Below are 12,642 nucleotides of genomic sequence, written 5' to 3'. Positions count from 1 at the left end.
TGGGGTGAGCGCAGCGAACCCCAACAGCCCCAGCTCAATGCGCCAGATGCAGCCCGCACTCGCGTTTGTCATCGACCTTGGTCGGGTCGTAGTAGTCGAAGTTGTTCGGCAGGCCGTGGCGCTTCAGGTATTCGTGCAGTTGCCGGGCGCTCCAGCCGAGCAGCGGCGCTACCTTGATCAGGCCGTCCGGATTCAGTGACACCGGCAGCATCAGCGCACGCTCGGCGGTTTCTTCGGCGCGCACGCCGGTAATCCAGACCTTGGGCGCCAGCTCCGCCATGCCGCGCTCGAAAGGTTCGAGCTTGACCTCGCTGGTGAATGCCGCGTGGCGCGGGTCGCCGGGTTCCGGCACAGCGCCGTCCACCGCATCGCGATGCGCGCGCGAACGCAGCGGATGCACGATTTTGAGCTTGAGGCCGAGCTGCCGGGTCAGCTGATCGGCATAGCGGTAGGTTTCCGGTGTGTTGTAACCGGTGTCCATCCACAAAATCGGCAGATCCGGCCGCGCCTGTGTGACCATGTGCAGGATCACACCGGAAAATGGGCTGAAGCTGGTGGTCGCCACCGCCCGCTCCTCGAGGCTCAGCGCCCAGGCCAGCAGCGACTCGGGCTGTCCGGCGAGTTCGCGGTTGACCGTTTCCAGCGAGGTGAGATCCAGCTTCATGACCATCCTTGTCGCAAGCCGCAGGGGCTGCGGATAATGCCCGGCAATATGGGCCCGCTTTAAGACCATTCAATGTCCCGGAAGTTTGACGATGCACCTCGGCGGACCAACGGCGCGGACCCGCGGGCAGGCCTGTGACCGGCCGCTGGCTGGCCCTGCATCTGCTGGCGATGCTGCTGCTGAGCCTGTGCTGGGGCGTCGGTGTCTGGCAGATAGACCGCGACGGACTCGCTCGCGACATCCTCGACGACGCTGCGCGGCTGGATCGCGCCGAACGCCTGCTCTCCGACCGGCTGACCGCCACCGTTGGCGAGCTGCGTTTCCTGTCCCATACCAGCGAGATCGAAGCGACGCTGCGCGACCCCTCGGCCGCGACCCTGGACCGCGCCGCCGCGCTACTCGCCGAGTTGCTGCGCGACAAGCCGCGCTACGCCGGCGTGCGGCTGTTCGACGAGCGCGGCCAGCTGCTGATCCGCGTCGACCGCAAGCTGGACCAGATCACGCGCAGAGTCGACGACACGCTGCGGCACCAGCAGGGCCACGACGTGTTCGACGCGACGCGGATCCTGCAGCCCGACACGGTGTACCTGTCGCGCTTCGAACTCGAAGTCGACAACGGTCAGCTCGCGCTGCCGTATCGGCCGCTGCTGCGCGCCGCGCTGCCGCTGCGTCGCGGCGACCAGTCCGCGCTGGTACTGGAACTCGAGCAGGATGGCGGGCGGCTGCTGAGTTCCCTGGCCGAAACACTGTCGATGGCGAACGCGCAGGGCATGCTGATCGACGATCTCGGCTACTGGCTTTATCACCCGGACCAGATGCTGCGCTGGGGCGCGCAGATCGGTGCCGGCGAAAGCATGGCGCGCCGGTATCCGCAGAGCTGGGCGCTGATGCAGGGCTCGCGCGGCCGCCTCGACAACGAAGAAGGGAGCTGGACGTATCGGCCGGTGTTTCCGTTCCGCGAAGTTCCCGGCGCCGTCGGCCCGATCGCGGACCGCGGCTGGTGGCTGGCCCTGCGGCATCCGCCCGCGCACAGGTCGATCCTCGAACGGCTGCTGCGGAGCCCCTGGTTCTGGGCGGCGCAGGCCCTGCTGCTGACGGCGAGCCTGCTGCTGGCCTGGCAGCTCGCGCGCGTCGATCGCCGGCGCGCGGGCCACGAAACAGCGCAACTGGCGGCCGAAACCGCGGCGCTCGCGCAGCGCCGGGTGCGCGAACAGGTCTACCACCTGAGCCTGCAGGTCCAGGCGGCGACCAGTGCCGCGATGTTCGGAAACCTGCTGCTCTCCGAACTCGCGCCGCTGCTGAAACTCTCGGTCGGCGCGCTGTACCGCCTCGAAGGGCCATGGCTGCATGCGATCGCCGGCTACGGACTGCCCGAGGACGTCGCCGGCCGCCAGTTCCGCGTGGGCGAAGGCCTGGTCAGTGAAGCGCTGGCCGAGCATCGGCGCATCGAGATCGACAGCCTGCCCGCCGATTATCTGGAACTACGCAGCGCACTGGGCCACGCCCCGCCGACGCGGCTGCTGCTGGTGCCGCTGTGGCTGCGTGCGGAGAACCTCGGCGTGCTGGAGCTCGGCCTGAGCGCGCCGCTGGATGCGTCGGCGAGCGAAGTGCTGAGCCAGAGCCTGCCGCTGATCGCGCTGCACCTGGCGAACTACGCGCATCGTCAGGACGCGGCTCGATGAGCGGCCCGCACGCTCGTTCAGCCCGGCGGCCGCTATCACCCTTAAGATGCGCATCGATGACGAACCCTGCGCCACGGCCACGCCGTTCCGATCTCCGGCGATGATGTCCAGACGATGGCTCCTGCTGCTGCCGCTGGCCGTGCTGATCGCGCTGTATTTTTCGCTCGACCTGAAACACCTGCTGACGCTGGAGGCGATCAAGGCGCAGCAGTTGAACCTGGTCGCTTTCCGCAACGAGCGCCCGCTGCTGACCATCGCCGGCTTTCTCGCCGCCTATATCGCGGTCGGCGTGTTGCCGCTGCCGAGTGCCGCGCTGCTGGCGGTGCTGAGCGGCGCGCTGTTCGGCCTGTTCGGCGGCTTCCTGGTGGTCACGTTCACGTCGGCGATCGGTGCCTGCACCGGCTTCCTGATTTCACGCTATCTGCTGCGCGGGCCGCTGAGCCGGCGCTTCGCCAGCCAGGCGCGGACGATCGACGAGGGCATCGCGCGCGACGGCCTGCTGTACCTGGCCAGCGTACGCCTGGTCCCGGTGCTGCCGTTCTCGCTGATCAATGTCGCGTTCGGCTTGTCGTCAATGCCGCTGCGCAGTTTCTACTGGGTCAGCCAGCTCGGCATGGCGCCGGGCGCGGTGCTGTTCGCCAACGCCGGCCGTGAGTTGTCACAGCTGGAAAACCTGCACGATCTGCTCTCGCCCGGCGTCATCGCCAGCCTGGTGCTGGTCGCCGCCCTGCCCTGGCTCGCGCGTGCGCTGGTCGGCACGCTACGCCGCCGGAGCTCACCGTGAGAACGACCATCAGAACGATCATCAAGACATTTTTTCGACTGGGCGGCGCAGCGGTGCTGGCCGTGGCATCCACCACCATTTTCGCTGCCGGCGGCACGGTTGCGCTGCAGACTTTCGATGCTGACGGCAATGGCGTCGACGTCGTCATCGAGACTCTGGATTCCCAGCACATGCGGCTGTCCAGCCCGCAGCATCAGGAAGCCTATCTGGTGATGCTAGGCGCCAAGACCTACAACGTGCTGCAGTTCGGCAGCCTGCCAATCGTGATGGATACCGCCGACATGCTCTCGCAAATGGGCGGGCAGATGCCGAGCGCGCCATCGCCGAGCGACGACATTCACAAGCTGGTCGCTCTGGAAGCCACCGGCAAGAAGGAAACGGTTGCCGGAGTCGTCGGCGACGTGCAGCTGCTGCGCTTTCTCGACAGCCGCAACCAGCCGCGCGTCGAGGAACTGGTGACGGTGCGCGATCCGCTGCTGCACGACATCAGCTTCGGCCTGTACCGGCTCGGTACCGTGATGGGAGCGGCGGCCGGTATCACCACACCGGAAGGCAGCGACAAGCTGGCGCGCGAACTCGACGCCAAGGGCCTCGGCATCCTGCGCATGGGCAACCGGATGCGACTGATCTCGGTCAACCGCGCGACGCCGCCGGCGAACGTTTTCGATCTGCCCGCCGAACCGATGCGGGCGTTTCCGCCGTTGAATTAGGGCACGCAGTCGATAAACGAGCTTGCCCCGTAGGTCGGCAATCCCTTGCCGACGTGAGGCCCGTTTGCGCATCGGAGGGTGCATGTCGGCAAGGGATTGCCGACCTACGGGGGTGGACCTTCCAAGCCGAAGCTGTCACGCAAGCGTCATCGCTTCGTCATCGACGCGTCGCCGCGCTTCACGACACTGGCCGCATGGCCAAGGATCAAACCAAGACGCGTCGCTATCGCACGTTGTGGATCTCCGACGTGCACCTCGGCACCAGCGGCTGCAAGGCCGAGCACCTGATCGACTTTCTGCAGCACAACGAGTGCGAAACCCTGTATCTGGTCGGCGACATCATCGACGGCTGGAAGCTCAAGAACGGCTGGTTCTGGCCGCAGGAACACACCAACGTCATCCGCAAGATCCTGACCAAGGCCAAGCGCGGCACGCAGGTGATCTACGTGACCGGCAACCACGACGAGTTCCTGCGCAAGTTCGTCGAATACAAGATCGAGATCGGCAACATCAAGGTGGTCAACGAGCACGTGCATCGCACCGCCGACGGCCGCCGCCTGCTGGTGATGCACGGCGATCTGTTCGACGTGATCACGCGCTATCACCGCTGGATCGCGCTGGCCGGCGATTTCGCCTACGAGGCGACGATGCGCGCCAACGAAGTGATCAACCGCGCGCGCGCCCTGCTCGGCATGCGCTACTGGTCGCTGTCGGCGTTCGCGAAGAAAAGCGTCAAGAACGCGGTCGCGATCATCAGCGAGTTCGAGGACAGCGTGGCGCGCGAGTGCAAGCGCCGCGAACTCGACGGCGTGGTCTGCGGCCACATCCATCACGCGGAGATCCGCCAGCTGCACGGCGTCACGTACCACAATTGCGGCGACTGGGTGGAGTCCTGCACGGCGCTCGGCGAGTTGCCGAACGGCCGCATCGAAGTAATCCGCTGGGTCGAGCTCGACCATCTCAACCTGCGTCCGAACGTGACGCCGCTGCGCAGCCGGATCGCCAAGGCGGTGAAGCCGGCAGCCATCGCCAGCTGAGCCAGCTGAGCCAGCTGGTATCGGCGCCGCTCGGCTGGCTAGCAATTTTGTAGGACATTGGCTCGCCTTCGTATCAATTCATATCAGTTCAGCCGGCTGACAGTTATTGAGGCTAGCCTCAGGTGCGCGGCTTCAACAGCACCGCCTCCGGTCGCGGCCGCCCATCGGAACCGAAATGAAAATTCAACTACCCGCCACCCGGGCGCTGATGTCGTGCATGCCGTTGATGCTGATGCTGGCGGCCTGCGGTGGAGGCGGCAGCAGTGGCAGTGATGACAGCGGCAGCGACGGCGCGATGCCGGCGGTCAGCGACGTATTCGCCAACCCGGAGGCCGCCGGCGCCGATGTCGGCTGGACGCTGGCCGACAGCAGCCAGGTCACCGGCTACCTGGTCACGGCCGCGGCCGCCGGGCATCCGACCGTCAGCAAGACCGTGCCGGGCAGCGCCAATGCCGCCACGCTGAGCGGCCTGGTCGCCGACCAGGACTACACGATCACCGTCAACGCGCAGTACTCGGCCGGCTCCACACCCAGCACCACGGCCACGGTACACGTACCGCGCCTGATCAATACGCTGGCCGAAACCACCGCCTTCCAGAGTGCGGCCACGTATTCGGCCAGTCACACCGGCGATGCCGTATTGATCATGCGCGATGGCCAGATCGTGTTCGAGCGTTACAACGGCGATTTCAGCCGCGACGACATCCACGTGCTGGCCAGCGGCACCAAGAGTTTCTCCTGCGGCTTCATGCTCGCCGCGGAAACCGGCGGCTATGTCACGCGCGACCAGAAAGCCTCGGACGTGATCACCGAGTGGAAGTCGGACCCCAACAAATCGCAGGCCACGGTGCGCCAGCTGCTGAGCCTGCAGAGCGGCCTGTCGACGAATCCCGACTACTCGCCGGCGAACGTCGGCCAGCTCGATACCTATCAGCTGGCGATCGACGATCCCGCCAACTACGCGCCCGGTGATGCCTTCATCTACGACCCGCTCGCGTTCCAGGCCTTCGCGCTGATGTTCGAGCGCAAATCCGGCAACACCGATCCGATCGAGTTCATCCGATCCAAGGTCTTCACGCCGATCGGCCTGAGCGGCGACGTATGGCAGCGCGACGCCCAGAACCATCCGCAGATGGCCGGCGGCGCGTCGCTGAGCGCGCCGATGTGGGCGCGCTATGGCCAGCTGATGCTGCAGAACGGCACTTGGCAGAGCGCGCGCGTACTGCCGGCCGAAGGCGTCAAGGACTGCCTGACTTACGCCAATCCGGCCTACCTGGGCTACGGCATCAGCTGGTGGCTCAACCGCAATGTCGGCGACACCTACGACCCGAGCGTCGACATGATCCCGGCCGACGGCGTCGCCGGCCCCAGCGGCCAGATCGCGCCGAACGCGCCGGCCGACCTGGCCATGGCCGCCGGCACTGGCCACCAGCGCCTGTACCTGCTGCCAACGCAGCGCCTGGTCGTGGTGCGGCTGGCACCGCTGAGCACCGAAACCGACGAGTGGTCGGACGACGAGTTCCTGTCGCGGCTGCTGGGTAGCTAAGCAACCTCTGATTAAGACCTGCACGTCCGCTCCGGCGCCAAAACGGGTGCGCAGAACTTAATCAGAGGTTCCGTAAGGCGCCGCGGGCGGTCCGTAGATCGCGGTTCGCTGCGCTTCCCCGAGATTCGCTGTTCCAAGTCTTCATTAACTTTTGTTGACTTACTGGTTGATAGTGAGAATGATTAGCCTTTAGCTTCCGCCGCGCCGCCAGCGGTGATCAGGTCCGCCGACAGAGCGGCCCATAGCTCAAGGGCTACAAGCGCAAATGAAAGCGGTCATCGTGTTTCACCGTCGCGGCCGATCGTCGTGGCTAGCAGCCTGTCTGCTGGCCGCGTCGGCGTTTTTGCTGAGCGCCTGCGGCGGCGGCTCCGATCTGCCCGCCGCCACCGCACCGCAGGCGCTGTCCGCGACCGCCGCGCTCGGCAAGAAAATCTTCTTCGATACCTCGCTGTCCGCGTCCGGCGCGCTGGCCTGCGGCAGTTGCCACGTGCCGAGCCGCGCGCACTCGGGCGACGATGGCCTGGCGGTGCCGCTGGGCGGCGTCGACCAGATCACGCCGGGTTTTCGCAATGCGCCTTCGCTGCGCTATCTGAACCTGACCCCGGCGTTTTTCTTCGACAGCGAAGGCACGCCGACCGGCGGCTTCGACCGCGACGGCCGCGCCGACACCTTCGCCGCACAGTCGCGCCGGCCGCTGCTGGCCGCGCACGAGATGGCCAACGGCGACGCGGCGACATTCGCCGCCAAGTTGCAGCGCGCAAGCTACGTCGCCGACTTCACCGCAATCTACGGTGCCGGCATCTTCGACGACAGCGACGCCGCGCTCGACCGCGCCACGCAGGCGGTGCAGGTCTACGAGCAGGAAGACAGCGGCTTTCATCCCTACAGCAGCAAGTTCGACGACTTCCTGCGCGGCTCGCAGCCGCTCGGCGAGCAGGAGCTGCGCGGTTATGCGCTGTACAACAACCCGCTGAAAGGCAATTGCGCGGGCTGCCATCCGAGCAGCGTCGTCGCCGGCGCGCTGCCGCTGTTCACCGATTTCACCTACGACAATCTCGGCGTGCCGCGCAATGCCGAGATCCCGGCGAATGCCGACGCGAGCTACTACGACCTCGGCCTCTGCGGCCCGGACCGCACTGACCTGGTCGCGACTCACCAGGATCTGTGTGGCGCGTTCAAGGTGCCGACGCTGCGCAACATCGCGCTCACCGCGCCGTACTTTCACAACGGCCGCTTCGCGACGCTGAAGGAAGCGCTGCAGTTTTACGTGCAGCGCGATACCAACCCCGAAAAGTGGTATCCGAGCACCGCGGCCGGCGTGCAGAAATTCGACGATCTGCCGGCCGAATACCAGCGCAACGTCAACACCACCGAAGTGCCCTACAACCGCAAGCTTGGCGATCAGCCGGCGCTGTCCGATGCCGAGATCGACGACCTGATCGCGTTCCTCAACACCCTCACCGACGCCGACCTCTCGCCGGCCGACTAACGCTGACTAACAAGACTGAAGGCCAATGAAGCAGAACAACTTCCCGAAAACGCCGCGGTTCTCCCTGACGGCGATCAGCCTCGCCGCCGCGCTGTTCGCCGCGCCGGCGCATGCCGCGCCGGATGCCGACGCGCTGGCGCAGAAGCTGGACGCGCTCGCCGCGCAGGTGCAGGCGATGCAAAAAGAGATCGCGGAGCTAAAAGCGCAGAACGAAGCGCTCGCCGCGCAGCAGGAAGCCGGCGCCAAACCCACGACCGCCGGTACGTCCACCGCGGCCAGCGCTGCTAGCGGCCACGCCGGCGCGGCAACGGCGGCCGCCTCGGACGAGAAGCAGTTGTCGATCTACGGCTACGGCGAGATCGCCTACAACCACTACGATCACGACTCGTCCCGCACCCAGGCCGATCTGAGCCGCGCGGTGTTCGGCTTCGGCTATCGCTTCAACGACAGCACGCACTTCCTGTCCGAGTTCGAGTTCGAGCACGCGGTCACTTCGTCCGACGATTCGGGCGAGGCCGAAGTCGAGCAGTTCTACGTCGATCACTCCTTCAATCATTACATCAGCGCCAAGGCCGGCCTGTTCCTGATCCCGTCGGGCCTGATCAATACCTCGCACGAGCCGACCTACTACTACGGCGTGCTGCGCAACCAGGTCGAGACCGCGATCATCCCGAGCACCTGGCGCGAAGGCGGCGTCGGCCTGCACGGCAGCAGCGATCTTGGCCTGAGCTGGGATCTCGGCCTGACCACCGGCATGAAGCTGGCGAACTGGGATTTCACCGGCACCGACGGCCGCGAATCACCGTTCGGCGCGATCCACCAGGAGCTGCAGTTCGCGTCGGCGTCGGACCTGTCGCAGTACCTGTCGGCCGACTACAACGGCGTCGCCGGCCTGCGCCTGGGCGCATCGGTGTTCACCGGCGAAGTCGACCAGAGCCAGCCCGGCGTACCCGGCAATCCGCGCGCGACGCTGTGGGAAGGCCACGCGCGTTATCTACGCGGTCCGCTGGATCTGGCGGCGCTCTACGCGCACGGCAGCATCAGCGACACCGCCGCGCTGAACCTGGCCAATGCCGGCCAGCCGACACCGATTCCGGAGGATTTCTACGGCTGGTATTTGCAGGCCGCGTACAAGGTCTGGCAGCACGGGACCTACTCGGCGTCGCCGTTCGTGCGCTTTGAGCGCTACAACACCGGCGCCAGCTTCGCCTCGCAGCCTGCCGGCCTCGGTACCTCGCCGTATGCGCTGGAAAGCGTGCAGACCATCGGCATGAACTTCTACCTCGATCCGAACGTGGTGCTGAAGATCGACTATCAGAACTTCGACGTGCTCGATGACGACCGCCTCGACCTCGGCATCGGCCTGACGTTCTGATGCCGGGCTTGCGCTGCCAGCATGTTGCGCTGCTGCTCGCACTCGCCACGTTCAGCGCGGGCGCAGAGGAGCAGGTCATGGCGCCGGAGGCTTTCCTGGCGCGCGCGTTTCATGACGAAAAGCCGGCGGAAGAGGTCATCTGGCTCGACGCGCCGCTGCAGTCGCGGTTGCGGCCGATCCTGCGCCACGCCTATCCGCGGGCGCGGCTGAGCTATTGGCGCAGCGGCCGGCGCAGCGCCTGGGTGCTCGACGAGATCGGCAAGGAGTTCCCGATCACCGCCGGCTTCGTCGTCCAGGCCGGCCGGATCGAGCGCGCCAACCTGCTGGTCTATCGCGAAAGCCGCGGCGGCGAAATCCGCTTCCCGTCGTTCCTCAAGCAGTTCGCCGGCCAGCGTCTCGACAACGGTGATCAGCTCTCGCCGGACGTGGATGGCGTCAGCGGCGCGACCTTGTCGGTGGATGCGATGCGGCGCATGGCGCGCGCCGCGCTGGCGCTGGCCGCGGCGGCCGACGCGAAGCTCTGATATCTCACTGTAGGAGCGGGTCGTACCCGCGACTGAGGCCCCACCGGCACCGTCGCGGGTATGACCCGCTCCTACAGGCTCGGCAAGAACCGCTCTGCAGACTTGGTATCCTGCCCGTTCACAAGACGAGCGAAGCCATGTCCGCCACGCTGAAGTGCGAAATCATCCCGGTCACTGCGTTCCAGCAGAACTGCTCGCTGGTCTGGGACCCGACGACGATGCTCGGCACCCTGGTCGATGCCGGCGGTGACATCGAGCGCCTGCTGGAGCGCGTCAGGCACCACGGCGTCACACTTGAAAAGCTGCTGGTCACGCATGGCCATCTGGATCACGCCGGCGGTGTCGCCGACCTGGCCGAGCAGCTGAAGCTGCCGATCGAAGGCCCGCATCGCGACGACGAATTCTGGATTCAGGGCATGCCCGCCGCGGGCCGCCAGTACGGCTTCCCGCCGCTGCGCAGCTTCGTGCCGGACCGCTGGCTGGAACACGGCGACACCGTGACCGTCGGAACGATGAGCTTCGACGTGATCCATTGCCCCGGCCATACGCCGGGCCATGTGGTGTTTCATCACGCGCCGTCGAAAGCGGCTTTCGTCGGCGACGTGATTTTCCAGAATTCGATCGGCCGCACCGATTTTCCGCGCGGCAATCACGCCGACCTGATCCACTCGATCCGCGAGAAGCTGTTCCCGCTCGGCGACGACATCAGCTTCGTGCCCGGCCATGGCCCGCTGTCGACTTTCGGCCGCGAGCGCCAGCTGAATCCGCACGTGTCCGACCGCGCGCTCGGCTGAGAGGGTCTTCGCGATGCGCGTCGCGCTGCTGTCCGACATCCACGGCAATGCGCTGGCACTGGAAGCGGTGCTCGGCGAAATCCAGAGCGAACGCGTCGATGCGGTGATGAATCTCGGCGATATCTTCTACGGCCCGCTGTGGCCACGCCGAACCTGGGATCTGCTGCGGACGCTGAATGCCGTGACCATCGTCGGCAACGAGGATCGCGAACTTTTCGACGCCACCGCCGAACAGATCGCCCGCCATGCGACCGTCGCCTACAACATCCGCGATCTCGGCGAGGAGCCGATCGAGTGGATGCGAGCGCTACCGGCGACGACGCGGGTCGATCAGATCTACGCCTGCCACGGCACGCCCGACAGCGATCTGATCTACCTGCTCGAGAACATCAGCAGCGGCGATGCGCAGCTGCTGGACGAAGCCGAAATCAAGGCGAGGCTCGGCGCGCGCCGTGACTGCGTGATCGTCTGCGGCCACTCGCATACGCCGCGCGCGCTCACGCTGAGCGACGGCACCCTGATCGTGAATCCGGGCAGCGTCGGCCTGCCCGCTTACGACGACACGCTGCCTGTGCCGCACCGCATGCAGACCGGCACGCCGCACGCGCGCTGGGCCTTGCTGGAGAAGACGCCTCAGGGCTGGCGAGCGCAGCTGCGCTCGACAGCCTACGACCACGAATCGGCCGCACGGCAGGCCGAAGCGCAGCAACGCCCCGATTGGGCCGGCTGGCTGCGCACCGGCCTCGCCACGATCCCGGCTCGTTGATGGACTACGATGTCGTCGTCATCGGTGGCGGTGCCGCCGGCCTGTTCTGCGCGTTCAACGCCGGCTACCGCGGCGGCAGGGTGCTGGTGATCGAGCATGCCAACAAGGCCGGCAAGAAAATCCTGATGTCCGGCGGCGGCCGCTGCAATTTCACCAATCTCGACGTGCGGCCGGATCGCTATCTGTCGGCGAATCCGCACTTCTGCAAATCGGCATTGGCGCGCTACAAGCCCGAACATTTCATCGAGCTGGTCGACCGCCACGGCATCGCCTGGCACGAGAAGGAACTCGGCCAGCTGTTCTGCGACGCATCGTCCAAGCAGATCCTGCAGATGCTGCTCGCCGAATGCGCCGATGCCGGCGTGCGCGTCGAAACCGGCTGCAGCGTGCAGCACGTGCAACAGCGCGAGGGCGGCTTCGCCTTGAATACCTCGCTGGGGCCGATCCAGACATCGAAGCTGGTCATCGCGACCGGCGGCCTGTCGATTCCGTCCATGGGCGCGAGCGGCTTTGGTTACGACATCGCGCGCCAGTTCGGCCACCGCATCAAGGTCACGCGCGCCGGCCTGGTACCGCTGACCTTGTCCGGCACGCCGCTGGAGCAGTGGCAGGACTTGAGCGGCCTGTCGCTGCCGGTCGAGACCCGCTGCAACGGCGCCAGCTTTCGCAACCAGATGCTGGTCACGCATCGCGGGCTCAGCGGCCCGGCGATGCTGCAGATATCCTCGTACTGGGAGCCGGGCCAGCCGCTGCAGATCGATCTGCTCGATGGCGGCGATGCGCTCGAGCTGCTGAAGACCGCGCGCCGCGACCGCCCCAATATCGAGCTGAAAACCGCGCTGACGCCGCCGCTGCCGAAGCGCTTCGCACAGCGCTTCGTCGAGGTGCAGGGCTGCGACGAGCGGCCGCTGAAGCAGTATCGCGACACTGAGCTGGCAGCGGTCGCCGCCGCGCTGTCGCAGTGGCCGATCACGCCCAACGGCACCGAAGGCTATCGCACCGCCGAAGTCACGCTGGGCGGCGTCGACGTCGATGAGCTTTCATCCGCCACGATGGAATCCAGGCTGGTACCGGGCCTGTATTTCATCGGCGAAGTCGTCGACGTCAGCGGCTGGCTCGGCGGCTACAACTTCCAGTGGGCCTGGGCCTCGGCGCATGCGGCGGCCGGGGTGCTCTGAGACCGGGCGGACCGTTCAATCCGCAACTGTAGGAGCGGTCCTTGACCGCGATTTGCCCTGCAAGGTCTCAAACGCGGTCAACGACCCCACCAA

General features: G+C 66.4%; 12 protein-coding genes. 11 read left to right on the top strand and 1 reads right to left on the bottom strand.

Annotated features, from left to right (window positions below):
* Positions 1-34 precede the first annotated feature (34 nt).
* Complete coding sequence (locus JWQ90_RS01190) at positions 35-664, bottom strand: phosphoadenosine phosphosulfate reductase family protein (RefSeq protein WP_299688110.1); 630 nt, start codon at positions 662-664, stop codon at positions 35-37.
* Positions 665-798: 134 nt separating this feature from the next.
* Between JWQ90_RS01190 and JWQ90_RS01185 the strand changes: the two genes are divergently transcribed.
* The 11 genes from JWQ90_RS01185 to JWQ90_RS01135 all read left to right on the top strand — a co-directional run bounded on the left by JWQ90_RS01185 (position 799) and on the right by JWQ90_RS01135 (position 12,549).
* On the top strand, positions 799-2,346 hold the full coding sequence (locus JWQ90_RS01185; protein WP_299688107.1) for a GAF domain-containing protein: 1,548 nt from the start codon (positions 799-801) through the stop codon (positions 2,344-2,346).
* A gap of 100 nt (positions 2,347-2,446) precedes the next feature.
* Entirely contained in the window at positions 2,447-3,130 is a 684-nt protein-coding gene (locus tag JWQ90_RS01180) for a VTT domain-containing protein (RefSeq protein WP_299688103.1), read from the top strand.
* Positions 3,127-3,840 (top strand): hypothetical protein, encoded by a 714-nt coding sequence (locus JWQ90_RS01175; protein WP_299688100.1) that lies wholly within the window; start codon positions 3,127-3,129, stop codon positions 3,838-3,840. Before JWQ90_RS01180 ends, JWQ90_RS01175 begins: the two co-directional genes overlap by 4 nt.
* A gap of 194 nt (positions 3,841-4,034) precedes the next feature.
* Positions 4,035-4,877 carry a UDP-2,3-diacylglucosamine diphosphatase gene (locus tag JWQ90_RS01170; RefSeq protein ID WP_299688098.1) on the top strand — a complete coding sequence of 281 codons (843 nt, stop codon included), beginning with the start codon at positions 4,035-4,037 and terminating at the stop codon, positions 4,875-4,877.
* 175 nt (positions 4,878-5,052) lie between these two features.
* Positions 5,053-6,423 (top strand): serine hydrolase, encoded by a 1,371-nt coding sequence (locus tag JWQ90_RS01165; protein ID WP_299688095.1) that lies wholly within the window; start codon positions 5,053-5,055, stop codon positions 6,421-6,423.
* A gap of 265 nt (positions 6,424-6,688) precedes the next feature.
* On the top strand, positions 6,689-7,912 hold the full coding sequence (locus JWQ90_RS01160; RefSeq protein WP_299688092.1) for a cytochrome c peroxidase: 1,224 nt from the start codon (positions 6,689-6,691) through the stop codon (positions 7,910-7,912).
* A gap of 25 nt (positions 7,913-7,937) precedes the next feature.
* Positions 7,938-9,287, top strand: a complete 1,350-nt coding sequence (locus tag JWQ90_RS01155; RefSeq protein ID WP_299688089.1) for a bZIP transcription factor — start codon at positions 7,938-7,940, stop codon at positions 9,285-9,287.
* A complete protein-coding gene (locus tag JWQ90_RS01150; protein ID WP_299688086.1) occupies positions 9,287-9,811 on the top strand; it encodes an FMN-binding protein in 525 nt (174 codons plus the stop codon). Before JWQ90_RS01155 ends, JWQ90_RS01150 begins: the two co-directional genes overlap by 1 nt.
* Before the next feature lie 137 nt (positions 9,812-9,948).
* Positions 9,949-10,605, top strand: coding sequence for an MBL fold metallo-hydrolase (locus JWQ90_RS01145; protein ID WP_299688081.1), 657 nt, complete (start codon positions 9,949-9,951; stop codon positions 10,603-10,605).
* Between the two features lie 13 nt (positions 10,606-10,618).
* On the top strand, positions 10,619-11,371 hold the full coding sequence (locus JWQ90_RS01140) for a metallophosphoesterase family protein (RefSeq protein ID WP_299688078.1): 753 nt from the start codon (positions 10,619-10,621) through the stop codon (positions 11,369-11,371).
* Complete coding sequence (locus tag JWQ90_RS01135; RefSeq protein ID WP_299688075.1) at positions 11,371-12,549, top strand: NAD(P)/FAD-dependent oxidoreductase; 1,179 nt, start codon at positions 11,371-11,373, stop codon at positions 12,547-12,549. Before JWQ90_RS01140 ends, JWQ90_RS01135 begins: the two co-directional genes overlap by 1 nt.
* Positions 12,550-12,642 lie beyond the last annotated feature (93 nt).

Origin of the sequence: Hydrocarboniphaga sp., assembly GCF_028291725.1 — a bacterium.
GTDB lineage: Bacteria > Pseudomonadota > Gammaproteobacteria > Nevskiales > Nevskiaceae > Hydrocarboniphaga.
The sequence above is the reverse complement of the archived record's forward strand: the minus strand, read 5'-3'. Positions and strand labels throughout refer to the sequence as shown.